Source organism: Bradyrhizobium guangdongense (genome assembly GCF_004114975.1).
Classification (GTDB): Bacteria; Pseudomonadota; Alphaproteobacteria; order Rhizobiales; family Xanthobacteraceae; genus Bradyrhizobium; species Bradyrhizobium guangdongense.
Genome location: NZ_CP030051.1, coordinates 3,172,185 through 3,195,896 on the forward strand (window position 1 = coordinate 3,172,185; position 23,712 = coordinate 3,195,896).

The window sequence follows — 23,712 nt, forward strand, 5'->3', positions numbered from 1 at the left end:
GACAGAAGGAGCAAGACCCGAATGCCCATGGACGCCCACGATATCGAGGCGATGATCAAGGCAGCGATCCCCGATGCCGAGGTGACCATCCGTGACCTCGCCGGCGACGGCGACCACTATGCCGCGACCGTGATCTCGGAATCCTTCCGCGGCAAATCCCGCGTCCAGCAGCACCAGATCGTCTACCGGTCCCTGCAAGGCCAGATGGGTGGCGTGCTGCATGCGCTGGCGCTGCAAACCGGAGTACCGGGCAGCTGACCTGATCGGCGCCTGATCTGATCGTGCGACGGGGACGATGATGGCTGCGGAGAATAAGCGCGGCGCGATGTTTCGCGTGATCGTGCCCAACCAGCCAAGCCGCGTCACCAATGCCGAGCTGTTCTTCGACCTCGTCTTCGTCTTCGCCGTCACCCAGATCTCGCATACGCTGCTGCACCATTTCACGCCGCTCGGAGCGGTGCATGTCACCGTGCTGTTTCTCGCGGTGTGGTGGGTGTGGGTCTACACCGCCTGGGTCACCAACTGGCTGAATCCCGATCTGACACCGGTCCGCCTCCTGCTGTTTTCGATGATGCTGGGCGGCCTCGTGCTGTCGACGACGATCCCGACCGCCTTCGAAGGGCGGGGCCTGTGGTTTGCGGTCGCCTATGCGGCCATGCAGGTCGGCCGGACCGCGTTCTGGATGTTCGCGACGCCGCGCCATCGCATCGCCGTCCGGCATAACGCAATCCGCATCCTCGTCTGGCTCTCGATCTCGGCGGTGTTGTGGATCGCTGGCGGCTTTTCGGACGGCGAGACGCGGTTATGGCTGTGGATCGCCGCTGTCACCTGGGAATACATCTCGCCCGCGGTGCGCTTCTGGGTACCGAGGCTGGGCTTCTCGTCGGTGGGGGCCTGGGCCGTTGAGGGCAGCCACATGGCCGAGCGCTGCTCACTCTTCGTGATCATCGCGCTCGGCGAAGCCGTGGTCGTCAACGGCGCGACCTTTGCCGAGCTGGACTGGACCGCAGACAACATGCTCGCCTTCATCGCAGCATTGGTCGGCAGCATTGCGATGTGGTGGGTCTATTTCCACAAGGGCGCGGAAGCCGGCTCCGAACGGATCTCGAAATCAGCCGAATCCGGTCGGTTGGCGCGGCTCGCCTACACCTATCTGCACATGCCGATCGTCGCCGGCATCATTCTGACCGCCGTCTCCGACGAATTGGTGCTGAAGCACCCCTCAGGGCACTCGGACGTCCGCACCATCGTGAGCACGATCGGCGGTCCGCTGGTGTTCCTGGTCGGCACCATCCTGTTCAAGCACGCGATCCGCGGCTTCCTCCAGCTCTCCCACGGCATCGGCATCGTCGCGCTCGCGGCGCTGTGGTGGTTCGCTGCAGACCTGTCACCGCTCTGGCTGACGGTCGCGACCAGCGTCATCATGATCGTGGTCGCGATGTGGGAGTCGGTGTCGCTGGGCTCTAAGCCGGAGGAGGCCAGCGAGCATTGAGCGTTAGTCAGCCGCCTCCAGTGCATGCACCGAGAACATCTTCGCCGCATCCGTCCAGCTCTCGCGCACGCGCCAGCCGGCGCCTTGCGCCAGCGCCGCGAACCGCTCGATGCTGTATTTGTAGCTGTTCTCGGTGTGGATGCTCTCGCCCGGCTTGAACGAGAAGCTGGTGCCGAGCAGGCGCACGGTCTGGCTCTTGCGGCTGATCAGGTGCATCTCGATGCGGTGCCGCGCGTGGTTGTATATCGCGCGGTGGGTGAAGGCGGAGAGGTCGAAATTGCCGCCAAGCTCGCGGTTGATCCGCACCAGGACATTGAGGTTGAAGCGCGCGGTGACGCCGGCCGCGTCATTATAGGCGGCATGGAGCAGGCGCTCTTCCTTCTCTAAGTCGGCGCCGACGATCATCTGCGCGCCCCGGCCGAGGATCTGGCGGGCGCTCTTGAGGAACGCCTGCGCTTCATCGGGCTCGAAATTGCCGATGGTCGAGCCGGGGAAGAAGCCGACCTTGGGCATTGATGCGACCGCCTTCGGCAGCTCGAACGCAGTGGTGAAGTCCGCGGCGACCGGATAGATGCCGAGAGCAGGGAAGTCGCGCTTCAGGCCATTCGCCTGCGCCTGAAGGAAGTCGCCGGAGATATCGACGGGGACATAGGCCGCGAACTTCGACTGGTTCAGCAGCAGACGGACCTTCGTGGTCGCGCCGGCGCCGAACTCCACCAGCGCGGCATTTTCCGGAATGATCTTGGCGATCTCGCTGCCACGCTCCTTCAGGATCGATAGCTCGGTGCGCGTCGGATAATATTCCGGCAGGCGCGTGATCGCCTCGAACAGCTCCGACCCTGTCGCGTCGTAGAAATATTTCGGCGACAGTTTCTTCGGCTGCTGCGAGAGGTCCTCGATGGCCTCGCGGGCGAAGGCAGTGGTCTGCTCGTCGGGAAGATGGGCTTCGGCCAAAGCGCTGGCGTGCACATTCATGATACTCTCCTGAACGCGCTGTCCGGCGCGCATTGATCGTCGGATGAGAACTAGAAATAGTCAGCGAGCCGCAACCCCGTGAATTGCCAACGGTGATGCGGATAGAAGAAGTTGCGGTACGTGACGCGGCTGTGACCTTCGGGCGTCGCCAGCGAAGAGCCGCGCAGCACCAGCTGGTTGACCATGAATTTGCCGTTGTATTCGCCGAGCGCGCCTTCAATGGCGCGATAGCCGGGGTAGGGAGAATACGAAGAGCGGGTCCACTGCCAGACGATGCCGAAGGCATCGTTGAGCTGCCCCGCCCGGGCTGCGACCTCCCATTCCGTCTCGGTCGGCAGATGCTTTCCGGCCCAGCGCGCGAACGCATCGGCCTCGTAATAACTGATGTGGCAGACGGGCGCGTCCGGATCGACCGGCTTCAGGCCGGCGAGGGTCATCACCTGCCATCCGCCATCGACCTCACGCCAATGGCCCGGGGCCTGCCAGTCTTCCTTGCTGGCCGTGGCAAAGCCGTCCATCAGCCACAGCGTTGCCTTCGCGTAACCGCCATCGCGCATGAAGGCGAGCCATTCGCCGTTCGTGACGAGATTGCGGGCGACCTTCACCGGGCCGACGAGAGCGCGATGCGCGGGCTTCTCGTTGTCGAAATGGAAGCTGTCGTCGACATGGCCGACGGTGTGGATGCCTTCGTTGAGCGTCAGCCACTCCTCGCCGCCGCGCGTCGCGGCCGGAAAGCGCCAGTCGTTGTCGTAAGCCGGATAGACCGGGTTCTGTGCGAAGGCATGCAGGATGTCGGTGAACATCAATTCCTGATGCTGCTGCTCGTGATTCAGCCCGACCTCGACCAGAGGCGCGACCGCACGAAGCTTGTCCTCGCCGGCCTCGCGGAAGAACCCGACGACGGCCGCATCGACATGCCTGCGATAGGCGCCGACCTCGCTCGCGCTGGGCCGGGTGATGTCGCCGCGATGATTGCGGGCATGGCGCGGGCCGGCACTGACGTAATAGGAATTGAACAGGAAGGCGAAGTCGGGATGGAACGGCCGATAGCCAGGCGCGTGTTCGCCGAGCAGAAACTGCTCCCAGAACCACGTGGTATGCGCCCGGTGCCATTTGATCGGGCTGGCATCCGGCATGGACTGGATCTGCTGATCTTCCGGTGAAAGCGGTGCAGCCCGGCGCTCGGTCTCGTTGCGCACGGCGAGAAAGGCGGTTTCGAGCCCCTGAGCGAGGCTGCCTGGGACGGGCGATGGTGACGAAAGCGGCGGGGTGGCCGTAGCGGAGGCTTGTTTCGTCACGTTTTTCTCCAGACAGGACAAGAGAACGTTGTTGGCGAGACCAGGTTCCAAAACCAGGGTTCGTCCTAGATAGGGGCTCCGTTACGGTATGAAAGTCCTCTCCAGCGATGATATTGATGTCATCAGCCTATGGACCCGGGTGGGGCAAACCGTCCGCCGCCGGCCTCTCGCCGCCATTTTACTTTGGATGCACAACGGTTTGGGCTACATATATAGGCAGGCATCGGGTTAGATCGGCTGAGCCGGCCCGAGGATTTGGTTGAGGGCTCCGCCCCAGAAGGACACGGATATGAGCATTGCGGAATTCATCGACAACGAAGTGAAGGCGAACGACGTGGTTCTGTTCATGAAGGGGACGCCGCAATTTCCGCAGTGCGGTTTCTCCGGCCAGGTCGTCCAGATCCTCGACCATATCGGCGTCGGCTATAAGGGCCTCAACGTCCTTGAATCCGCCGAGCTCCGCAACGGCATCAAGGAATACTCGAACTGGCCGACGATTCCGCAGCTCTACGTGAAGGGCGAGTTCGTTGGCGGCTGCGACATCGTCCGCGAGATGTTCCAGGCCGGCGAATTGCAGCAGCTCTTCTCCGAGAAGGGCGTCGTCGTCGCGGCCTGATCCGTGACGGTGCTGACGCGCCGGATCGGCGGCGTCCAGCTCGAGATCATCGTTGCCGACATCACCACGCTGAGCGTTGACGCCATCGTCAACGCCGCCAATACGTCGCTCCATGGCGGGGGCGGCGTCGATGGCGCGATCCATCGGGCGGCCGGGCCCGAGCTGGTCGCCGAGTGCCGCATGCTGCACGGCTGCAAGACCGGCGACGCAAAGATCACCAGGGGATATCGGCTCAAGGCCGCACATGTGATCCACACCGTCGGGCCGGTCTGGAATGGCGGCACGCTCGGCGAGGACGATCTGCTCGCCTCCTGCTATCGCCGCGCGATGGAGCTGTGCGGCAAGCACAACCTGAGCTCGGTGGCATTTCCGGCGATTTCGACCGGCATCTATCGTTTCCCGGCCGACCGGGCAGCCGAGATTGCGGTGCGCACGACGATCGAAGGGCTCAGCGCCGCGCCATCCGTGGGTCGGGTCATTTTCTGCTGTTTCTCCGAGCCAAGCGCCCAACTCCATGCCGAGGCGCTCGGACGGCACGGCAGCCCTTGTGCCTGACAACCCCTTCAGTACACTCCGCCGGCCATGTTCCGGGGAGGGGATATGATTTTACATTTTCGACGATTTGCCTTGCTCTGCGGTGCGCTTCTATCGCTCGGCGCGATGTCGCTCGCGCGCGCGGAAGGCACTTACGAAATTCCCGCCGGCGCCCATTTCAATCAGGACAAGCTCGCCAAGGTCAGCGAGTTCTTCAAGAACGAGGTCGCGACCGGCAAGATCGCGGGGGCAACCGTGCTGATCGAGCAGCACGGCAAGCCGGTCTATCACGAAGCCTTCGGCGTGCAGGACGTGGTCAGCAAGGCGCCGATCACGGACAAGACCATCTTCCGCCTGTTCTCGATGAGCAAGGCGATCACCTCCGTCGTCGCGATGCAATTGATCGAGGACGGCAAGATCAAGCTCGACGATCCCTTGTCGAAATACATCCCGTCCTTCGCCAACGTGAAGGTCGGCGTCGAGAAGAAAGCCGAGGACGGCACCAAGTCGCTCGAGCTGGTGCCGCCGAACCGGCCGATCACGATCCACGATCTGATGACGCACACGTCGGGCATCACCTATGGCTTCTATGGTGACAGCCTGGTCCGCAAAGCCTATCGCGACGCCAACATCTACGCCGGCGATTTCGACCTCGCCGAGTTCGCCGAACGCATCGCCAAGCTGCCGCTGCACAACCAGCCGGGCGCGCTCTGGCAATACGGTCATTCCACCGACGTGCTGGCGCGCGTGATGGAGATCGCGGCGGGCAAGCCGCTGATCGACATCATGCGGGAGAAGCTGCTCGACCCGCTCGGCATGGTCGATACCGGCTTCTTCGTCACCGACCCCGCCAAGCAGAAGCTTCTGGCGCAACCGGTGCCGAACGATTCCGACTTCCGGGTCGGCCGCATCAACGATCCGACCGTCGTCAAGAAGATCCAGTTCGCCAGCGGCGGCATGGTCACGACCATGGCCGACTATCAACGCTTCGCCCAGATGCTGCTCAACGGCGGCACGCTCGACGGCAAGACCATTCTCAAGCCCGCGACGTTCAAGCTGATGACGACCGACCAGATCGGCCCGGCTTCCGGCGTCGATCGCGATTATTTCTATTTCCCCGGCGACGGCTTCGGCTTCGGGCTCGGGCTTGCGGTCCGCACCGATCCCGGCAACGCCAAGCCGCCGCCGCCCGGCGATCTCGGCGAGCTGAAATGGGACGGCGCCTCCGGCTGCTATTTCGTGATCGATCCCAAGCAGGACATGTTCTTCGTCCTGCTGGAGCAGACCCCGAGCGAGCGCCAGCGCGTGCAGCGGACGCTGAAGCAGTTGATCTATGAGGCCATGGAGAACTGAGGCTCTCGTCCTCGTTGCCGCGCTTGCTCTGCTGGTCGGTGCGGCGCGGCCCGTCCGCGCCGAAATGCCGCTCGCCCGCAGCTTCACGGCTGCAGGACTTGCCCGCGTCAGCGCGCTTCTCGGTCGCGAGGTCACCGCCGGCAGGATTCCCGGCGCGATCCTGCTGATCCAGCAGCACGGCAAACCCGTGCTCTTCGAAACGTTCGGCCTGCGCAACGTGAAGACAGCGCAGCCGATGACGGATGACACCATCTTCCGCCTCTACTCGATGTCGAAGCCGATCACCTCCGTGGCGGCGATGATGCTGGTGGAGGACGGCAAGCTCGCGCTCGACGATGCCGTCGCCAAATACATTCCGGCCTTTGCCGATGTGCAGGTTGGCGTCCCCGCGGCCGACGGCGGGCTGGCGCTGCAGCCGCTGGCGGGACCGATCACGGTACGCGACCTGCTCCGACACACCTCCGGCATCACCTATGGCTTCTACGGCGACAGTCCTGTGCGCAGGCTCTATGCCCAGGCCGGTCTGTTCGACGGCGATCCTGACAACGCAGAATTCGTCGCGCGGCTCGCGCGCCTGCCGCTCGCCGAGCAGCCGGGAACGCTGTGGGACTACGGCCATTCCACCGATGTGCTCGGGCGGGTGATCGAGGTCGTCTCGGGCCTGTCGCTCTATCAATTCGAGAAGCAGCGGCTGCTCGATCCCTTGGCGATGCGCGACACGGCGTTCTTCGTCGCCGACGAGGCTAGGCGGCCGCGGATCGCCGAGCCCCTGCCCGGGGACTGGTTCGATCGTCCCGTTGCCGGCATCACGGAGGCGACCGCGCCGCGTCGCTGGGAGTCCGGCGGGGCCGGCATGGTCGGCACGATTCGAGACTATGCGCGCTTTACGCAGATGCTGCTCAATGGCGGCGAGCTCGACGGTCGCCGCTATCTCAGGCGCGAGACCGTGGCGCTGATGACATCGGACCAGATCGGTAAGGGAAGCGGCGTGACGAAAGATCCCGGGTTCTACTTTCCCGGGCGTGACAGCGGCTTTGGTCTCGGCTTTGCCGTGCGCATCATGGCGGACGGTCGGGTGCCGGCGGGCGAGTACCGCTGGGACGGCGTCGGCGGCACCTTCTTCTTCATTGATCCCGCCGACGACATGTTCGTGATCTGCATGATGCAGTCGCCCGCGCAGCGCGGGCCCATCCAGGACGAGCTGAAGCGGCTGGTCTACGGAGCGCTTGTGCGCTGACTACGCGGCGCGCACGATCTCGCGGACGTATCCGATCGTCTCATCGATCTGGCTCGCGTTGACGTCGAGATGGGTGCAGGCGCGGATGCGGCCGTCCATCATCGCGAGCGTGACGCCGCGCTGGCGGAGTAGCGCGACCATCTTGTCGCCGGGAACGCCGGCGCCGTCGGGCTTGAAGAACACGAGATTGGTCTCGGGCTCCTGCACCTCGATGCCTGCGATCTGCGACAGCCCGCGCGCGAGCGCGCGCGCATTGGCGTGATCGTCGGCAAGCCGCTCGACGTGATGGTCGAGAGCGTAGATGCAGGCGGCCGCGCAGATGCCGGCCTGGCGCATCGAGCCGCCGAGGCGCTGCTTCCACTGCCAGACCGCATCGATGAAGGCGCGAGAGCCCGCAAGCACGCCGCCGATCGGTGCGCCCAAGCCCTTGGAGAAGTCGATCCAGGCCGAATCCCAACCCGCGGTCATGTCGCGCGGGGAGATGCCGCTTGCCACGGTGGCGTTGAGGAGGCGCGCGCCATCCATGTGGGTGACGAGGCCATGTTGCTTGGCGATTGCGACGATCTCGTCGAGCGCGGCCTTCTTCCAGATCGTGCCGCCGCCGATATTGGCGGTCTGCTCGACGCTGACGACGGTCTGCGGCGGCTGGTAGCGCGTGCGCGGGTGCAGTGCTTTCCGGAGCGTCTCCGGCGTGAACTGGCCGTCGGCGCCCATCAGCTGTGTCACCTGGAAGCCTCCGATGGCGGCATGCGCGCCGCCCTCGCGGGCGATGATGTGCGCGGTCTCGTGCGCCAGGATCTCGTCCCCGGGACGGCAATGCACCAGCGTCGCGGTGACGTTGCACATCGTGCCCGAGGGCATGTAGACGGCCGCCTCCTTGCCGAGCAGATCCGCAACACGCTCGCACAGCGCATTCACGGTCGGATCGTCACCGACTTGCTCGTCGCCGACCTCGGCTCGCGCCATCGCATCGCGCATCCCAGCCGTCGGCTTGGTCTGCGTGTCCGAGAGCAGATTGATGCGCACCGGCGGCGCCTTGGGATCAACAGGAGGAGGGATGTAGAGCATGCGACGGCTCCTCAAAGCATTGCGGCCACTGAAATGTGGCTCTTAAGTAAAAAGGCCCCGGCGAACCGGGGCCTTTCGATATTCAGATCTTAGCGCGAATAGAATTCGACGACCAGATGGGGCTCCATCTGCACCGGGAACGGCACGTCGGAGAGGCCGGGGACGCGCACGTACTTGGCGGTCATCTTGCCGTGATCGACTTCGAGATAGTCGGGGGTGTCGCGCTCGGGGAGCTGGCTGGCTTCGAGAACGTGGGCGAGCTGCTTGGAGGCTTCCTTGACCTCGATCACGTCGCCGATCTTGACCTGATAGCTCGAGATGTTGACCTTGCGGCCGTTCACCTTGATGTGGCCGTGGTTGATGAACTGACGGGCGGCGAAGATCGTCGAGACGAACTTGGCGCGATACACGACCGCGTCGAGACGACGCTCCAGGAGGCCGATCAGGTTCTCGCCGGTGTCACCCTTGAGGCGGCTTGCCTCGACATAGATGCCGTGGAACTGACGCTCGCTGATGTTGGCGTAGTAGCCCTTCAGCTTCTGCTTGGCGCGCAGCTGCACGCCGAAGTCGGAGAGCTTGCCCTTGCGGCGCTGGCCATGCTGGCCGGGGCCGTACTCGCGGCGGTTCACGGGGCTCTTCGGGCGGCCCCAGATGTTCTGGCCCATACGGCGATCGATCTTGTACTTCGCCTCACTGCGCTTAGTCATCGCGTCCTCTTCGGTTGCATTGATATGAGGAAACGCGCCCTCCTGTGTGACGGGGAAATCCCGGCACCGACAGGTCCAATTCCCAAAGCATAAGGAAACGGACCACGGGTCGCGAAACGCTTCGCGGGCCGAAACCGGCCCGCGAGCAGGCGGCTTTTAGGGGAATTTGGGGTTCGCTGTCAATGCGAACGGCCCCGGAATCACGTCCTGACGGCCCGGATCGGCTTCGCGCCTGCCGCGCTCAATTCGGCAGCGATTTCAGTGTTCAGGACCTGTTCCAGCCGGGTCAGGACCCGGGCAATGGGGGCGGCATCGGTGACCCGATGATCCCAGCGGATCACGACATGGATGGTCTGGTCGGGCTCGACCACCCCATAGCTCACGATGAAGGGGCCGGGGGTGACGGGATGAAGCTCGCCGCCGCCATAGGCCGCCACCGAGCTCACCGCGAAACTCCCGAACCAATTGCCCCGCTGCCGGCCGAAATTGAGCCCCACGGCCCAGGACAGGCGCCGCAGCGGCAGCGGCAGACGGGTGGCGCGCATGATCTTGCGGAACATCGGGATATCGTCGATCGGAGCCGTCTTGGCGCGCCGGATCTCGGCATCAACCGCGGACAGCGTCATGGCCTCGGGAGCTGCGATTCGCTGCGGCATCACGCATTCCTCGCCGTTCTCGACCCGGGCGATGGCGACCAGCGCCACGCTTTTCGGCAGCTCGTAGAGCGACGGCCAGGGCCATTTGGCATAGACGGTGCGCAGGACCGGCTCGTCCCTGGCGACCAGGGCGAAAGCCTTGACGAATATCGCCGCCCAGCCGGCCGGCGCCAACACGCCTGCACGGGCCTCCAGCAGGGAACGAATCTTGAGCGAGCGGGACAGTGAAACGAACGGCACGTCCATCGACGCCCGCATGAGGTCGCAGATCAGGCGGCGCGGCAGCGAAATGGTCTTGGGCGTCCCGCGCATCTCTCTTTCGGTTCCCGCGGATTAAAATATAGGCAACGAGCGGGTCGCCCGCTGCCCCCTTTAGCACAATCAACCCGCTTTGGGGCGGCTGGTTCGCCCTTTCACGGCACTGGCAAGGGTGGCGGCCTGTTCTTACGGAAGTTAAAAATTATTTGTAATTTCAAGATCTTTGAAGCGGCGTCGGGCATCGTGCACTAGGCCTGCCGCGATCTGGTCAGCGCCTGATCCCATCGAACGCGGCCATGATGCCGCGCTGGAATAGCGACCAGTCGAAGCCGAGCGCGATCGCGCGGTAGCCACGGTCGATCAGTTGGTTGGCCTGGTCGGCGGTCCGCGCAACGCCGCCGATCGGCACGCCGCTTCTGAGGATGCCGGCTTCGGCGCGGGCGACCAGTTCGAGCAGCTCGGGGTCATCCATTCGGCCGCGCTTGTTGATGGACGTCGCAAGATCGCCGGGACCGATAACCGCGACATCGATGCCTGGTGTTGCCATGATCTCGTCGATGCGGTTGACGGCATCGACATGCTCGATGGTAACCATGCAGATCATCTCGTCGTCGGCTGACGCCATGTAGTCCGGCATCGATTGGCCCCAGCGAAACGGAGCGTGGAACGGTCCCCAGAGCCGGTCCCCGCGCGGCGGGTAGCGCACGCTGCGCACCGCCTTCTCGGCCTCGGCGCGATTGGTGATCATCGGGAAGTTGATGCCGAAGGCGCCGATGTCCATCGGCGCTTTCGCAAGCCACGGCTCGTTCGCGGCGATCCGCACCAGGGGCGTGCAGGGCGTACCGGTCGTCGCCGCGATCATCGCATGCGCTTCGGTGAGCCCGATCGGCCCATGCTCGAGATCGACGATGATCCAGTCGAGCGAGCGCGCCATAATCTGCACCATCTGCACGCTCGGGATCGTCGCGATCGCGCCGAAGGCGGGGCGCCCCTCGCTCCACATCTGGCGGAGGCGATTGAGCGGCGTGGCTGGGATCGACATGGAAAGACCTTGCGCGGGATGGCGAGGCGCGAAGCCTAGCAGCGCGCCGCCTGGGCGCAAGGTCAGGCGACTGCGCGCCCGCCGAAGAACGGCGTCAGGGCCGGTCCGAGCCCGTGCACGCGGTTCGACGTGAAAATCATCTCGGCGCCGGATTGCACGTTGTCGCCGCTGCGCGGGGCGAGCAGATCCGAAACGCGGCGGGCGATCGCGGGCGCCGGATCGATCCAGTCGACGGGCCAGGGTGCCAGCCGCTCCAGCCGATCGAGCAGCAGCGGGTAATGCGTGCAGGCGAGCACGATCGTGTCGGTGCGTGCGCTCGCATCGGACTCATCTCCGACGAAGCAGGGGGCGAGCTCGGCAAGGATATCGGCGTCACTGATCGCCTGGCCGCTGAGCTCGCGTTCGGCGAGCGAAGCAAGCTCGGGCGAACCGACCAGCGTCACCTCGCATCCTTGCGCGAAATCGCGGATCAGCGCCTTGGTGTATTCGCGCTTGACCGTGCCCTTGGTGCCGAGCACCGAGACGCGTCGAGTCTTCGACCGGGCGCAGGCCGGCTTGATCGCCGGCACCGTGCCGACAAAGGGTACGGAATAAGCGGCACGCAGATGCGATAGAACCAGGGTGGACGCGGTGTTGCAGGCGATGACGACGAGGTCAGGGTCATGGGTGCCGATCAGCTTCCCCATCAGCGGCACCACGCGGGCGATGATCTCGTCCTCGCTGTGATGGCCATAGGGGAAGAAGGCGTCGTCAGCGACGTAGGTATAATGGGCATCCGGGCGCGCAGCCACGACCTCACGCAGGACAGTGAGGCCGCCAAGGCCGGAATCAAATACCAGGATCGTCGAGGAATTGCTCACATCAGCACCCTAGCCCGTCATGGTTACCATTCGGTTTTTAGGGCGGTTTTGCGGCGAGGACGGCCGGCGCAGACTTTTTCGGCCTTTCAACACGCCACAATCACCTCTCCGGACGAAGCAGCGGCGGCCAGGACCGTCACATCTTGTTGGCTTATGTGCTGCTGGCCCTGATCGCAGACCATGTGATTACAGCCGGGCCGTCGCCCTTCGAGGGCCGCTGAAGAAGCGGCCGCCTCAGGGTGACCGGGATGGTATGATGCGTCGTTACGACTGATCGCAGGAGACTCCCATGCTCACCGTCCATCACCTCGGCAAATCGCAATCCGAACGCATCGTCTGGCTCTGCGAGGAGCTCGGGATCCCCTACGAGCTGAAGCGCTATGCGCGCGATCCCGTCACCATGCTGGCGCCGCCTGATTACAAGGCGCTGCATTCGATCGGAGCGGCGCCCGTCATCACCGATGGCGATCTCGTGCTCGCCGAATCCGGCGCCATCGTCGATTACATCATCGCCAAATACGGCAAAGGCCGTCTCGTGCTCGGTCCGGAGGCCCCCGAATTCGCGCAATTCCTGTACTGGTTTCACTTTGCCAACGGCACGCTGCAAGCCGGCATGGGGCGGCTGATGCTGCTGAACCGGCTCAAGCTCGCTGATGACAATCCGATGCTGGTCGCGATCAGAGCGCGCGTCGATCGTGCCTTCGAGCTCGTCGACGCGCGCGTGCGCGATGCCGAATATCTCGCCGGCGGCACCTTTACGACGGCCGACATCATGATCGGCTTCTCGCTCACCACGATGCGCTACTTCCAGCCGTATGATCTCCAGCGCTGCCCGAACGTGGTCGGATATCTCGGTCGCATCGGCGCACGTCCGGCTTACCGGCGCGCGATGGAGAAGGGCGATCCCGGCATGGCGCTCTTGCTGAGCTGAGCGGCGGTCAGGCGATCTTGTTCGTGGTCGCCGCCTGGGCTGCGGCCAGCTGCTTCTGCAGGCGATCGATGTTCTGCAGGAGGCGCTGGCTGGTCAGCACCAGGAAGTAATAGCCGAACTGCGGGTCCTGGAAGTAGATCTCCAGCAACCGGTCATAGGTGATGGTCAGCACCTGGCCGTCTTCGATGCATTCGATCGTTGCGGTGCGCCGGTTGTCCGGCGTAAGGAAGCCGAACTCTCCCATGAGGGCTCCAGGCCCGATTTCGACGCCGATCTCCTTCACGAGGAATTTGCCGGTGACGGTGAGAAGCATCTCCTTGGCCGGATCGCCCAATCTGAACAGCGTGTCGCCGCGGCGGTATTTGCGCTCGGCCATGAACGGCTTGAGCCATTCGATCGACATGTCGCCTTCGGCGGCGTGGCGCGCCTTCTTGACCAGCTTGAGCATCTGCCGCAGGCGAAAAGCGTTGATCGGAAGCAAAAGCAGATACAGCAGGAACGTCGAGACATTGGCCGAGAGCGCGCCGAAAAGAGCGAAGAAGGCGCAACCCACCATGTTGGCGACGCGCAAGGGCACCATTGTCCGCATCAGGAGGGTGGCAACGAAGAAGATGGCGCCGACCGCGGCGAACATGTTGGCCAGCGTGATGTTGTGAACGAAGATCTCGAGCAGGCGATTGAAGATCGCGTCCCAAGTGACGTCGTTGGGGTCGAGGCCCATCTGGACCAGGATCTTCGCGATCCTGAGATTGTCCGTTGCCGCATCCAGAATGCGGTCGAGGATCGACGAAATGTCTACGCTGCCGGACGGCATGGTACTAACCCCGCATAAGGCCTTCAGTCCCGGTATCCGCGGCAGGTATAGCCGAAATCGAATGACGACCGCTTGAAATGAAACCTTCGGCCGTCCTGCCGCAACGGGCAAATTTTAGCCTGCTTGGGCGTTTCGGCAATTGCCCGTTGGTTGCGTGCATGACGGGGCCCCCGTGATTCGGGAGGGCGCCGCAGAGTGACTTTGCTGCCCGGACAGGCCGGCGCGCTCACGACGGCCCGTGGGCTCGGATGCGTTGTTCCGCTAGGGCTTGGCGCCGGGTTGGAGGACCTGCTGCTCGACGAGCGTAAGGTGACCCGGCAGGGCGCCGGCGCGCAGCAGCATGGCGATGCTGTTGGCCTCCTCGAGCGTGAAATTGCCGGAGATCTGGACCGAGCCGCCGGTGATAGGCTCGCGGATCACGGGAGCGGAGATCACCCTGCCGTCGAGCACGATGGCGAAGGCTTTGCCGACGTTCTCTTCGGTGACGTGGGCAAAGCGCCGCGTGCCGCGTCCGTTAAAGCGGAACTGGGCGATCGGCTCCTTGGTGCCGGTCGCAAAGCCAGGCGCTGCATAGTTGATGTCCTCACCGTCGAGCGCACTGGCTTTGGTGACCAGATAAGGCTTCTTGTCCTTGAAGCCGAGCAGGACTTCGGAGCCGTCAGGTGGGGTGCCGGATTGCGCCTGCTCCGCCAGCATCGAAACATCAACCGGATGGAAGCTGACCGTAACCTTGTGGGCAAAGATCGCGGTGATGCGCTCGGGATCGCTGACGCCCGGCAGAAAGATCCGGATGCGGTCGGTCCCGTCAGGGGCCACGCTCGCGAGCTTGACGCCGGCGTCCTTGAGACGCTGTTCGACCATGGCGATGGCGTCTTCGACGAGATCGCGCAGCCGCGCCGCCGAGGCCGCGTCGGTCGGCGCCAGCCTGACCGCTCCGTCACTGCCGTTGGTCACGGCGATCGCATGCGAGGGCAATCCTTCCGCGTCCGAGGCGAGCTTGCGCGCGAGCTGTTCGCGGGCTTTGGCGTCGGCGATCTTCAATTCGACACCACCGCCGCGGATCGCAAGGCCTGAGAAGGCGATCTGGCCGTCGTGCAAGATCTTGTAGACGTCGTCGCGCAAATCCGTGACCACGCTCTCGCGCAAGCCTTCGCTGTCCACCTTGTAGATGATGCGTGACCCGCCCAGCCTTTCCATCTTGTCGCCGATGAAAGCAGCGATCTTGCCGCGCATCTTGTCGAATTGACTGTCCTCGGCGAGCGTGGCGCGCGGCATGGCGATCGCCGACGCAAAGATTACCGATCCCAGTGCAAGCGCGGCGATCAGCGATCTGGTGCGGTGTTGCAGGGGCCTCGTCATGATGTCCTCGCGTCTCGCGGCATTGGCGTCCGGCGAAGCCGCTCCCAGTTGGTCCGCGAATCGCGCTAAGAGGTTCATTCCTAACCGAATCTTTGGGATGAAATGTAGTAATTTCAGTTGCTTGCTAGCGTAACCGGGATACGCATTTGCGTGACCGGGATACGCGTGCTATGCTCTCTTATCGGGAGCAAAGGCCTGTGATCCCAGCGAAGAAGAGAATTCGAAAATACAGAAAAGAGGGCGGCGCCGCGGATTTGGTGCGCGTCGAGGTCCTCATTCCGCCGAGCGCCCGAAACGAAGTGCTGGCGATGGCTTCTCGCATGCGGGCCGAGCATCGCCAGACCAGGGACCTCCAGTTGCTGCTCGACAATGCGCTCCGTCTGTACGGATCGCGAATACTCGACAACGTCGATCTCGGCCGCCTTCCCGATATCCGGTCCCGTGCTGCCGTCGCTGCGCGCGCAATGATCGATCGCGGCGACGCAAGGGCGTTTGCAATGGGCAGGAAGATTCTGGACCGCGTCAGCGAGCGCGAGCATTGAGATGGCCCTCAGCAAACTGCAGAGCGACATCCTTCGTCTCCTGGCCAAGAACCGGTCCGAGAGCAGCTATTTCGCCGGTGGCTTGATGCTGAACAAGGACTGGCAGAGACGATCCGACGACATCGATATATTCCACGACACCGACGAAGAAGTAACCGAAAGCGCAAAGGCCGACCTGGCGCTTCTCGAGGCTGCCCGCTTCAAGACGCATCGCGATTTCATTATCTATGGCTGCGTCGATGCGACTGTTTCGCGCGAGGGCGAATCCACGATCATCCAGTGGTTCGCGGAGACGAAACTTCGCTTTTTTCCGCTCGTTAGGGATCAGGAATGGGGAGCTCGCCTTCATCAGGCGGATCTCGCCATCAACAAGGTTCTCGCCGCGGCAGGTCGTTCAAAGGCGCGCGATATCGCTGATCTTGTCGCAATCGGCCGCGACTATTGCCCGCTTGGACCACTTGTGTTCGCCGCCGCCGGCAAGCCGCCCAATTTCTCGCCGCGTCGAACCATCGATGAGATCCGCCGGCATGCATTGTCGATTCCGGCGGAGGAGTTTGCAGCCGTGAGGGGCTTGCCGGGCGAATGGTCAGCCGCCTTCATTCGGGACGAATTGCTCCGGCTGATCGAGTCGGCAGACCGGTACGTGATGTCGGCGCCGCCGGAGCTGACCGGAATACTTGCCGTCGACTCAGCGGGGGTCCCGGTTGAAATTTCTGATTCGAACCGTGCGGATGCAATCCTGCGAAAGCCAACTGCTGAGCCGGAAGTGATGCCCGCGCCGGCCGATTTCAACGCGGTGGGCTGGACGCCGGATCGCCCGTAACGTCTCCCAGGCCGACGGCGAGCTCTAACGTGCGGCCAATTGCATCGGGCAATGGACGAACGCCGGATCATCCATCATTGTGGTCCCGCTCGACCGGTCACCGGTCGGGGCCCCGCCGACCCAAATGTCAAAAGACAGGCGGCGAGGGCCGACATCTGAGGGAGGACGATATTCCATGGCGGGCATCCACGCGCTCGATCGGCTCATCGGCAATGACTATCCGGAGCTTTTGACGGACGAGGAGGTCCGGGCCTTCGAGCAGGTCCCTTATGCCGATCGGGTCGCGGCCGAGAGCACCTACGATGCCATCCGGCTCGGTGCCGCCCGCAACCCGGACGGGGCGGCACTCCAGTTTCTCCAAAATGCCGATCCGGCCGATACGCCTGTTGTGGTCACCTACCGCGATTTCATCGCGCGCGTCACGCAGGCCGCCAACATGTTTCATGCGCTCGGCGCGGAGAAGGGCGATGTCATCTCCTTCATGCTGCCGCTGCTGCCCGATGCCTTCGTGACGCTGTTCGGCGCCGAGGCCGCCGGCATCGCCAATCCCGTCAACCCGCTGCTCGAGCCGCACCAGATCGCGGAAATTCTGGAAGCGGCGAATACCAAGATCCTGGTCGCGCTCGGGCCGGTGCCGGGCACCGACATCTGGCAGAAGGTCGAGCAGATCCGCCCGCAGCTCAAGCATCTCAAGGCGATCGTGCAGGTGGCGGGCGGCGGTGATCCCGCCAACGGAATTTTCGCGTTCAACGACCTGATCAAGCAGCAGCCGGCTGACCGGCTTGTCAGCGGGCGCAAGATCGCGAGCCACGATATCGCGGCCTATTTCCATACCGGCGGTACCACCGGCACGCCGAAGCTCGTGCGGCACACCCACGCCAATCAGGTCTATCAGGCCTGGGCGCTGAATCTGATGCTGAAGTCCAAGCCCGGCGCCAACCTGCTGTTCGGCATGCCGCTGTTTCACGTCGGCGGATCGCTGACGCAGGTGCTCCTGACGCTGTCGAGCGGTGGTTCGCTGGTGGTGTTGTCGCCGAGCGGCTGGCGCAATCCGAACGCGGTGAAGAACATCTGGGGGCTGGTCGAGCGTTTCAAGCCGGAAGCGCTCTCGAGCGTGCCGACGGTGCTGGCCGCAGCCCTCGCGGTGCCGCCCGGCAATGCCGACATTTCCAGCCTGAAATACGCAGCCGGCGGTGGCTCGGCGATTCCGGTTGCGGTCGGCTCGGCGATCCAGGAGAAGCTCAAGCTGCCGGTGGTCGAGGTCTACGGCATGACGGAGACGTCGAGCGTGCACACGCTCGCTTTCCCGTCGCGGCCGATCCGGCTCGGTTCGGTCGGCCTGCCCATGCCTTACTCGCGCGTGCGCATCGTGCAACTCGATGCCGACGGCAATTTGATCCGCGACTGCAAGCCGGACGAGATCGGCGTCGTCATCATGGCCGGCCCCGGCGTGTTCGGCGGCTATCTCAACGACGCCCACAACAAGGGCGCCTTCGTCGACAAAGTCTGGGTCAATTCCGGCGATCTCGGCCGGTTAGACGCCGACGGCTATCTCTGGATCACCGGCCGTGCCAAGGACCTCGTCATTCGCGGCGGCCATAACATCGATCCCGCGCCGATCGAGGAGATCATGTTCCGCCATCCCGCCGTCGGCTTCGCCGCGGTGGTCGGCCAGCCCGACGCCTATGCCGGCGAGCTGCCGGTCGGTTACGTGCAGTTGAAGCCGGGCGCAAAGGTCGAGCCCGGCGAGCTCGAAGCATGGGTGCGCGAGCGCACGCCGGAGCGTGCCGCTGTCCCCGTGCAGGTCATTCCGATCGATCCGATGCCGGTGACCGGCGTCGGCAAGGTGTTCAAGCCGCAACTGCGCTGGGACGCGGCGCAGCGCGCGTTCACCAAGGTGCTGGCACCCCTCGTCGCGCGTGGCATCGATTGCAAAGTGAAGGTCGGCGCCCATGGCAGCCACGGCTCGATCGCCACGGTGACGCTTACAGGCTTGCCTGCAGACCAGCGCGAGGCCGTCGCCGGCGAGGTGCACACGCTGCTCGCGCCGTTCGTGATGCGGCACGAGGTGGTGCAGGCGTAACGGAGGGGCCAGAGAAGGTCGCGCTTGCGACGTCCACGGGCCGCTGCTGTAGGGCGGGCAAAGGCGTAAAGCGCCGTGCCCACCTTCTCCCTTCGAGACAGTTGTTGGTGGGCACGCTTTGCTTTGCCCACCCTGCGAGATCGACGTTCGTTACGCCGGCATCCGCGTCTCGATCAGGCGCACCCAGAATGATGCGCCGTGGCCCAAAATGTTGTCGTTGAAGATGTAGCCGGGGTGGTGGCATTCGTTGCCGTCGCCCATGCCGACCAGCACCATCGCGCCGGGGCGCGCTTCCAGCATGAAGGAGAAATCCTCGGCGCCCATCATGGGGACGAACTTGTCGTTGACGCGCTCGGCACCGACGATGTCACGGGCGACGTCGGCGGCAAGCCCGGCCTCGCGCGCATGGTTCATGGTCACCGGATACATCCGAGAGTATTTCGTCTCGGCCGAGCCGCCATAGGCGCGCGCGACGCAGTCGGCGACTTCGCCGATGCGGCGCTCGACGAGATCGCGCACCTCGGGGTCGAGCGTGCGCACGGTGCCGCCGAGCTCGGCCACCTCAGGAATGATGTTGAAGGCCGTGCCGGAGTGGAACTGGGTGATCGAAATCACCGCGGACTTCAGCGGATCGACGTTGCGCGCCACGATGGATTGCAGCGCATTGACGATCTGCGAGCCGATCAGCACGCTGTCGACGGATTTGTGCGGGCCGGCGCCGGCGTGGCCGCCCTTGCCGCGAACGGTGATCTGGATGTTGTCGGAAGACGCGAGCATCGGGCCGGGCGTCGTGGCGAAATGGCCTTCGGGCAGGCCGGGCATGTTGTGCATGCCGTAGACCTCCTGGATGTTCCAGCGTGTCATCAACCCGTCTTCGACCATGGCCTTGCCGCCGCCGCCACCTTCCTCGGCGGGTTGGAAGATCAGAACCGCGGTGCCGTCGAAATTGCGCGTCTCGGCGAGATATTTGGCGGCCCCCAGCAGCATCGCGGTATGGCCGTCATGGCCGCAGGCGTGCATCTTGCCGGGAACTTTCGAGGCGTAAGGCACGCCCGAGGTTTCCATGATCGGCAGCGCGTCCATGTCGGCGCGCAGGCCGATGGTCTTGCCGGAGACCGACTTGCGGCCGCGGATCACGCCGACGACCCCCGTGCGCCCGATGCCGGTCACCACCTCGTCGCAGCCGAACTCGCGCAAGCGATCGGCAACGATGCCGGCGGTGCGATGGACTTCGTAGAGCAGCTCGGGATTCTCGTGGAAGTCATGGCGCCAGGCGGCCATTTCGTCGGAAAGGGCGGCGATGCGGTTGACGATGGGCATGGGGTCGGTCCGTTTCTTGTTCGTAAGTCGGGCAGATAGCGTAACCCGCCGCGATGCCGGGGTGAAAGGCGGATTGCGCGCCAATTCGCCGCTCAGGGACGTTTCGACTCGCCTTGAAAATCGTGGCGCCAGATGGCGGCCGGTCTAACAAAATTTATTCGTATCAATGGCTTGGCGGCGAGAACGATGAGTCGATGGCGGGGGCGACGGGCAGGGTTCGGTCGACTGGATGACCAAGGCTCAAGTATTGACTGTCAATCACGGATCATTGAATGACAGATATTGAAATCTGTCAGCGAGACGTGTATATCCGTCTCCGGACGCTCCGATTGGGCGTCCCGCGGTTACCTCCAAGGGGAGCCCGACATCCGAAATACTGCTCGGATCGAGGGTCGTCATCGAAGGGCGAGGGCCGCGGACGAATGGAGACTTACGACAATGACGACCGAAATCATCAACTTCACCGGGACGATTGGGCATTGGCTCAATTTACTGGTCGCGCGCCAGATCGCTGCGCAGGCTGCAAAACTGCCTCATTGAGGCGAGAGAGACGACCGGTGAGGGGCGCTTCGGAAGCTGTCCCATCGCCGGATAACTGGACCCTTGATGGGAACATGGTGCTGGCATGAACGAAGCCGTTGTCTTGACGCCGGAGCGGATCCTCGAAGTCACCGAGGACGTCTTGCGGCGCTACGGACTTGCCAAGGCCACAGTGGTCGACGTTGCCCGTGCGCTCGATGTGAGCCACGGTAGCGTCTATCGCCATTTTCCGAGCAAGGCTTCGCTGCGCGAGGCCGTTGCCAAACGCTGGCTGGACCGCATCGACGCGCCGCTCCTGGCGATTGCCGAGGAGAAGGGCCCTGCGCCCGACAGGCTCGACCGCTGGCTGCGCACGCTGTTCGCGGCCAAGCGTTCGCGCGTGCTTGACGACCCCGAGATGTTCGAGACCTATCTGACGCTGGCGCGTGAGGCGTGCGCGGCGGTCAAGTGTCACAAGGATACCATGATCGACCAGATCGCGGCGATCCTGGCCGACGGCGTCAAGCAGGGCGTGTTCGCCGTGGACAACGTGAAGGTCACCGCGCGGGCGATCTTCGACGGCACCTGCCGCTTTCACCACCCGGCCCATGCCGACGAGTGGAAGGACGCGGAGCTGCCGACGCGGGTCGATGCGACGCTCGCGCTGCTGCTGCGCGGGTTGAAGGCCTGTTAAAGGCGCGGCGCTGTTCGATCCCGGCTGCGCAATCAACCTCTCGCCTTGTGAAGAACAGCGCCATCGTGAGCCGATGGCGAAGACGTACGTGTACGGAACGCGCCGTCTGACGATGGCACCACCGGCGGACTCTCCGGATACACATTTATCGCGATTTCGACGTCGTCCTTTGACCGCTTTCGAAGCCGCTCGAACGCCAGCTCCTGATCGAGCATGGGGCAACGGAAGTGGACGACGGCGGTATCGGGCAGGCGGCAGAGCTCGTCGATGAGCTCTCCTACCGTGATGATCTGCGGATGGGCGACTGTCTTGTGGTGACCCTTGCTCATGACCTTCTACTCCTCACTCTGTCGTCAACCGGAATGGAATAGGCTCCGTTCCAATCGCCTCGGCAGATTGAAGAATTTCATCTCATTCCAGGCCATGCGGCAGTTTTGCTGCTAGATCCTGGTCAGCCCGCAAGCTGCCGCGAGCCGCACCAGCTGCGCATCCGTGCGCGCGCCGGTCTTGGTCTTGATCAGATAATGGTAGTTCTGGACCGTCTTGACGCTGAGATTGAGATGCGTCGCGATCTGCTCGCTGGTGGCCCCACCGGCGAACTGCCGCAAGATCTCGATTTCGCGCTCGCCCAATTGATCCAGCGCTGATCCCGCCGACAGGCTGTCCTCGGCCAGCACGTGCGCGATGTCGTCGCTCATGGCGCGTTCGCCGCGCGCGACGCTGCGGATGGCATTGACGACTGCGGAGGGTGCGCTGCTCTTGGTGACGAAGCCGGAGGCGCCGGCATTGAAGGCGGCTTTCACCAGCACGGCCTCATTGTGCATGGTGAAGACGAGAACGCGCGCCCTTGGATTGCGTGCACGGATGTTGCGGATCGCCTCCAGCCCGCTGGCGCCCGGCATCGAGATGTCCATCACGACCACGTCGGGATCATGCAACTTGAAGGCGGAGTAGGCGTCCGCGGCGTTGTCGGCTTCCGCGACGACGTGGAGATCGCCCTGGCTTTCCAGCACGCGCCGGTAACCCTGGCGGACGATCGGATGATCGTCGACCAGCAGCACCGCAATGCCTGTTGCTGCGACCTCGCTCATGACGGCCTCACGCAGCGAGCGGGATTGTCGCGGCAACGCTGAGGCCGCCCCTTGCGGGCAGGATCGACAGCGAGCCGCCGGCAGCCGTCACCCTCTCGCGGATTCCGGTGAGGCCGAAACCGGCCGACCGTTCCACGCGCGCCGCATCGCCGCCGCCGTCGTCCTCGACGCGGATCAGGAGCGCATCGTCTTCGCCGGCGCGCCGCTCGACACGCAACGAGATTTCGCGCGCTGCCCCATGGCGGACCGCGTTGGTCAGGCATTCCTGGGCGACCCGATAGGCGGTCGTCGCGGCCGGGCCGCTGATATCGGCGAGGTCGCCCTTGAGGTCGAGCTGGATCGTCGGCTGCGTCGCGCTCTGCGAGCGCCAGCTGTCGACGAGATTGACGAGGCTTGCTTCCAGCCCGAGCTCCTCGGGCAGGGGATTGCGCAGGCGCTTCAGCGCATCGCGCAGCGAGGCCATCAGATGGTGCGTGGCCTGCGAGATCATGTGCGCGTCCTGCGCGATGCCGTTATCTTTGGCCTGCTGCGCGCTCGCGGTCTCGATCGTGTTGGCGAAGGCCAGGATGGCGGAAAGATTTTGCCCGAACTCGTCATGCAGCTCGCGGGCGAGCGCGCGCCGCTCGTCGTCGCGGATCTCGATCAGGCGCCGCGTCAACGCCGCGCGCTGTTCGGTCGCTTCTTCGAGCCGGCTGCCGAGCGCATCGACCGCGCCGCCGATCATCGAAAGCTCCATGGAGCGGAAGCGCGGCAGCCTGGTGCGATACTGGCCGCGCGCCATGCGCTGCAGAGCCAGCACGATGGCGCGCGCGGGCGCCAGCGTATGCGCGATCGCGAGCGAAGCCAGCAGCGCGATCGCCGCCGCCATCAGCAGCGCGACGTCGATTACGTTGAGAATGTACTCCCAGGCCAGCGAGATCGAGGCTGCTTCATCCGGTGTCGCCACCACCGTCCCGGCGGCTGCGGCGCGGGGGCTGACGGGCCGCACCACCTCGGCGTGACTGCCGAGAAAGGTCGGCACGACGGACGCGAACCAGCGCGGCGGCGTCCGGCCGATGCCCTGGCTCTGGCCGCACAGCGGCTTTTCAAAGGCTGTTGCCGGTTGGAACTCAACGCAGACGCCGGGCGAAATCAGCTTCATCGTCTCCAGCGTCCGCCATTCCGGAACGGGCACGAGGTGCTCGCGCATTCTGCTGCTGCGCAGCAAGAGTTCGTGCCAGTACAGGCCCTGAAGCGCCTGCGCGACGCGTTGCGCGGATGCCGCCGTCGCCCGGTCGACGCTGCGATAGGCATCGAAGGTGGCCCACATGGTCGCGGCGGCCAGGCACAGCGCCACGATGAGAAGCAGGCGGCCGACAAGCTGAAGCACGAGGCGCATGCGATCACCCCAAAGTTTGGTAAGCTCAGCCTAACAACGCCGCCGCGTCTTGCCAATTGCGG

The 23,712-nt window shown here is 64.3% G+C and carries 24 protein-coding genes; 11 read left to right on the forward strand and 13 right to left on the reverse strand.

All coding sequences use genetic code 11. The annotated features are described in order from the left end of the window. Positions 1-21 precede the first annotated feature (21 nt). Both X265_RS15000 and X265_RS15005 read left to right on the forward strand, forming a co-directional pair. Positions 22-258, forward strand: coding sequence for a BolA family protein (locus X265_RS15000; protein ID WP_092293730.1), 237 nt, complete (start codon positions 22-24; stop codon positions 256-258). Positions 259-298: 40 nt separating this feature from the next. After that, entirely contained in the window at positions 299-1,492 is a 1,194-nt protein-coding gene (locus X265_RS15005; protein ID WP_164939006.1) for a low temperature requirement protein A, read from the forward strand. Between the two features lie 3 nt (positions 1,493-1,495). Here the strand turns inward: X265_RS15005 and egtD are convergent, their stop codons facing one another. Then, a complete protein-coding gene (gene egtD / locus X265_RS15010; protein WP_164938595.1) occupies positions 1,496-2,467 on the reverse strand; it encodes an L-histidine N(alpha)-methyltransferase in 972 nt (323 codons plus the stop codon). Between the two features lie 50 nt (positions 2,468-2,517). After that, the gene (gene egtB, locus X265_RS15015) at positions 2,518-3,816 is read right to left on the reverse strand and encodes an ergothioneine biosynthesis protein EgtB (RefSeq protein WP_164938596.1); all 1,299 of its coding nucleotides are present in this window, start codon (positions 3,814-3,816) and stop codon (positions 2,518-2,520) included. Between the two features lie 238 nt (positions 3,817-4,054). On the opposite strand from egtB, the gene grxD reads away from it, so the two are divergent. The 4 genes from grxD to X265_RS15035 are packed head-to-tail and all read left to right on the forward strand — an operon-like array spanning position 4,055 to position 7,505. Continuing rightward, positions 4,055-4,381 carry a Grx4 family monothiol glutaredoxin gene (grxD, locus tag X265_RS15020; RefSeq protein ID WP_128965515.1) on the forward strand — a complete coding sequence of 109 codons (327 nt, stop codon included), beginning with the start codon at positions 4,055-4,057 and terminating at the stop codon, positions 4,379-4,381. 3 nt (positions 4,382-4,384) lie between these two features. Next, the gene (locus X265_RS15025; RefSeq protein WP_128965516.1) at positions 4,385-4,936 is read left to right on the forward strand and encodes an O-acetyl-ADP-ribose deacetylase; all 552 of its coding nucleotides are present in this window, start codon (positions 4,385-4,387) and stop codon (positions 4,934-4,936) included. Positions 4,937-4,981: 45 nt separating this feature from the next. Then, positions 4,982-6,268 (forward strand): serine hydrolase domain-containing protein, encoded by a 1,287-nt coding sequence (locus X265_RS15030; RefSeq protein WP_164938597.1) that lies wholly within the window; start codon positions 4,982-4,984, stop codon positions 6,266-6,268. Beyond that, positions 6,249-7,505 (forward strand): serine hydrolase domain-containing protein, encoded by a 1,257-nt coding sequence (locus tag X265_RS15035; protein WP_128965518.1) that lies wholly within the window; start codon positions 6,249-6,251, stop codon positions 7,503-7,505. Before X265_RS15030 ends, X265_RS15035 begins: the two co-directional genes overlap by 20 nt. On the opposite strand, the gene X265_RS15040 is transcribed toward X265_RS15035, so the two are convergent. The 5 genes from X265_RS15040 to murI form a co-directional block, all read right to left on the reverse strand. Further along, complete coding sequence (locus tag X265_RS15040) at positions 7,506-8,573, reverse strand: threonine aldolase family protein (RefSeq protein ID WP_128965519.1); 1,068 nt, start codon at positions 8,571-8,573, stop codon at positions 7,506-7,508. Positions 8,574-8,662: 89 nt separating this feature from the next. Further along, positions 8,663-9,280: a 30S ribosomal protein S4 gene (gene rpsD / locus X265_RS15045; RefSeq protein WP_128965520.1), complete on the reverse strand. Its 618-nt coding sequence runs from the start codon at positions 9,278-9,280 to the stop codon at positions 8,663-8,665. 200 nt (positions 9,281-9,480) lie between these two features. Beyond that, complete coding sequence (locus tag X265_RS15050) at positions 9,481-10,248, reverse strand: acyltransferase (RefSeq protein ID WP_128965521.1); 768 nt, start codon at positions 10,246-10,248, stop codon at positions 9,481-9,483. Between the two features lie 214 nt (positions 10,249-10,462). Then, positions 10,463-11,236, reverse strand: coding sequence for an HpcH/HpaI aldolase family protein (locus X265_RS15055; RefSeq protein ID WP_128965522.1), 774 nt, complete (start codon positions 11,234-11,236; stop codon positions 10,463-10,465). A 62-nt stretch (positions 11,237-11,298) separates the two neighbouring features. Beyond that, positions 11,299-12,096: a glutamate racemase gene (gene murI / locus X265_RS15060; RefSeq protein WP_128965523.1), complete on the reverse strand. Its 798-nt coding sequence runs from the start codon at positions 12,094-12,096 to the stop codon at positions 11,299-11,301. A 289-nt stretch (positions 12,097-12,385) separates the two neighbouring features. Here murI and X265_RS15065 point away from each other — a divergent pair, with 289 nt between their 5' ends. Continuing rightward, positions 12,386-13,027: a glutathione S-transferase family protein gene (locus tag X265_RS15065; RefSeq protein ID WP_128965524.1), complete on the forward strand. Its 642-nt coding sequence runs from the start codon at positions 12,386-12,388 to the stop codon at positions 13,025-13,027. Between the two features lie 7 nt (positions 13,028-13,034). On the opposite strand, the gene X265_RS15070 is transcribed toward X265_RS15065, so the two are convergent. Next, positions 13,035-13,841 carry a Crp/Fnr family transcriptional regulator gene (locus X265_RS15070; RefSeq protein WP_164938598.1) on the reverse strand — a complete coding sequence of 269 codons (807 nt, stop codon included), beginning with the start codon at positions 13,839-13,841 and terminating at the stop codon, positions 13,035-13,037. 261 nt (positions 13,842-14,102) lie between these two features. Then, entirely contained in the window at positions 14,103-15,200 is a 1,098-nt protein-coding gene (locus tag X265_RS15075; RefSeq protein WP_128965526.1) for a SecDF P1 head subdomain-containing protein, read from the reverse strand. 146 nt (positions 15,201-15,346) lie between these two features. On the opposite strand from X265_RS15075, the gene X265_RS15080 reads away from it, so the two are divergent. From X265_RS15080 to X265_RS15090, 3 genes are all read left to right on the forward strand, one after another. Continuing rightward, positions 15,347-15,742, forward strand: a complete 396-nt coding sequence (locus X265_RS15080; RefSeq protein WP_245478054.1) for a hypothetical protein — start codon at positions 15,347-15,349, stop codon at positions 15,740-15,742. A 1-nt stretch (position 15,743) separates the two neighbouring features. After that, positions 15,744-16,565 (forward strand): hypothetical protein, encoded by an 822-nt coding sequence (locus tag X265_RS15085; RefSeq protein ID WP_128965527.1) that lies wholly within the window; start codon positions 15,744-15,746, stop codon positions 16,563-16,565. Positions 16,566-16,740: 175 nt separating this feature from the next. Then, positions 16,741-18,648, forward strand: a complete 1,908-nt coding sequence (locus tag X265_RS15090) for an acyl-CoA synthetase (RefSeq protein ID WP_128965528.1) — start codon at positions 16,741-16,743, stop codon at positions 18,646-18,648. Between the two features lie 150 nt (positions 18,649-18,798). On the opposite strand, the gene X265_RS15095 is transcribed toward X265_RS15090, so the two are convergent. Beyond that, positions 18,799-19,968 (reverse strand): M20 aminoacylase family protein, encoded by a 1,170-nt coding sequence (locus tag X265_RS15095; RefSeq protein WP_128965529.1) that lies wholly within the window; start codon positions 19,966-19,968, stop codon positions 18,799-18,801. 625 nt (positions 19,969-20,593) lie between these two features. Between X265_RS15095 and X265_RS15100 the strand changes: the two genes are divergently transcribed. Beyond that, positions 20,594-21,181 (forward strand): TetR/AcrR family transcriptional regulator, encoded by a 588-nt coding sequence (locus X265_RS15100; protein ID WP_128965530.1) that lies wholly within the window; start codon positions 20,594-20,596, stop codon positions 21,179-21,181. 32 nt (positions 21,182-21,213) lie between these two features. On the opposite strand, the gene X265_RS15105 is transcribed toward X265_RS15100, so the two are convergent. From X265_RS15105 to X265_RS15115, 3 genes are all read right to left on the reverse strand, one after another. Further along, positions 21,214-21,510 (reverse strand): hypothetical protein, encoded by a 297-nt coding sequence (locus tag X265_RS15105; protein WP_128965531.1) that lies wholly within the window; start codon positions 21,508-21,510, stop codon positions 21,214-21,216. Between the two features lie 111 nt (positions 21,511-21,621). Beyond that, on the reverse strand, positions 21,622-22,272 hold the full coding sequence (locus X265_RS15110; RefSeq protein ID WP_128965532.1) for a response regulator: 651 nt from the start codon (positions 22,270-22,272) through the stop codon (positions 21,622-21,624). Positions 22,273-22,279: 7 nt separating this feature from the next. Beyond that, on the reverse strand, positions 22,280-23,650 hold the full coding sequence (locus X265_RS15115; protein ID WP_128965533.1) for a sensor histidine kinase: 1,371 nt from the start codon (positions 23,648-23,650) through the stop codon (positions 22,280-22,282). Positions 23,651-23,712 lie beyond the last annotated feature (62 nt).

Bases quoted from the DNA above. Each gene is read 5' to 3' on its own strand.
- X265_RS15000 (WP_092293730.1), top strand. From the start codon at position 22: ATGCCCATGGACGCCCACGATATCGAGGCGATGATCAAGGCAGCGATC.
- X265_RS15005 (WP_164939006.1), top strand. From the start codon at position 299: ATGGCTGCGGAGAATAAGCGCGGCGCGATGTTTCGCGTGATCGTGCCC.
- egtD (WP_164938595.1), bottom strand. From the start codon at position 2,467: ATGAATGTGCACGCCAGCGCTTTGGCCGAAGCCCATCTTCCCGACGAG.
- grxD (WP_128965515.1), top strand. From the start codon at position 4,055: ATGAGCATTGCGGAATTCATCGACAACGAAGTGAAGGCGAACGACGTG.
- X265_RS15030 (WP_164938597.1), top strand. From the start codon at position 4,982: ATGATTTTACATTTTCGACGATTTGCCTTGCTCTGCGGTGCGCTTCTA.
- X265_RS15035 (WP_128965518.1), top strand. From the start codon at position 6,249: ATGAGGCCATGGAGAACTGAGGCTCTCGTCCTCGTTGCCGCGCTTGCT.
- X265_RS15040 (WP_128965519.1), bottom strand. From the start codon at position 8,573: ATGCTCTACATCCCTCCTCCTGTTGATCCCAAGGCGCCGCCGGTGCGC.
- rpsD (WP_128965520.1), bottom strand. From the start codon at position 9,280: ATGACTAAGCGCAGTGAGGCGAAGTACAAGATCGATCGCCGTATGGGC.
- X265_RS15050 (WP_128965521.1), bottom strand. From the start codon at position 10,248: ATGCGCGGGACGCCCAAGACCATTTCGCTGCCGCGCCGCCTGATCTGC.
- X265_RS15055 (WP_128965522.1), bottom strand. From the start codon at position 11,236: ATGTCGATCCCAGCCACGCCGCTCAATCGCCTCCGCCAGATGTGGAGC.
- X265_RS15065 (WP_128965524.1), top strand. From the start codon at position 12,386: ATGCTCACCGTCCATCACCTCGGCAAATCGCAATCCGAACGCATCGTC.
- X265_RS15070 (WP_164938598.1), bottom strand. From the start codon at position 13,841: ATGCCGTCCGGCAGCGTAGACATTTCGTCGATCCTCGACCGCATTCTG.
- X265_RS15075 (WP_128965526.1), bottom strand. From the start codon at position 15,200: ATGACGAGGCCCCTGCAACACCGCACCAGATCGCTGATCGCCGCGCTT.
- X265_RS15085 (WP_128965527.1), top strand. From the start codon at position 15,744: ATGGCCCTCAGCAAACTGCAGAGCGACATCCTTCGTCTCCTGGCCAAG.
- X265_RS15090 (WP_128965528.1), top strand. From the start codon at position 16,741: ATGGCGGGCATCCACGCGCTCGATCGGCTCATCGGCAATGACTATCCG.
- X265_RS15095 (WP_128965529.1), bottom strand. From the start codon at position 19,968: ATGCCCATCGTCAACCGCATCGCCGCCCTTTCCGACGAAATGGCCGCC.
- X265_RS15100 (WP_128965530.1), top strand. From the start codon at position 20,594: ATGAACGAAGCCGTTGTCTTGACGCCGGAGCGGATCCTCGAAGTCACC.
- X265_RS15105 (WP_128965531.1), bottom strand. From the start codon at position 21,510: ATGAGCAAGGGTCACCACAAGACAGTCGCCCATCCGCAGATCATCACG.
- X265_RS15110 (WP_128965532.1), bottom strand. From the start codon at position 22,272: ATGAGCGAGGTCGCAGCAACAGGCATTGCGGTGCTGCTGGTCGACGAT.
- X265_RS15115 (WP_128965533.1), bottom strand. From the start codon at position 23,650: ATGCGCCTCGTGCTTCAGCTTGTCGGCCGCCTGCTTCTCATCGTGGCG.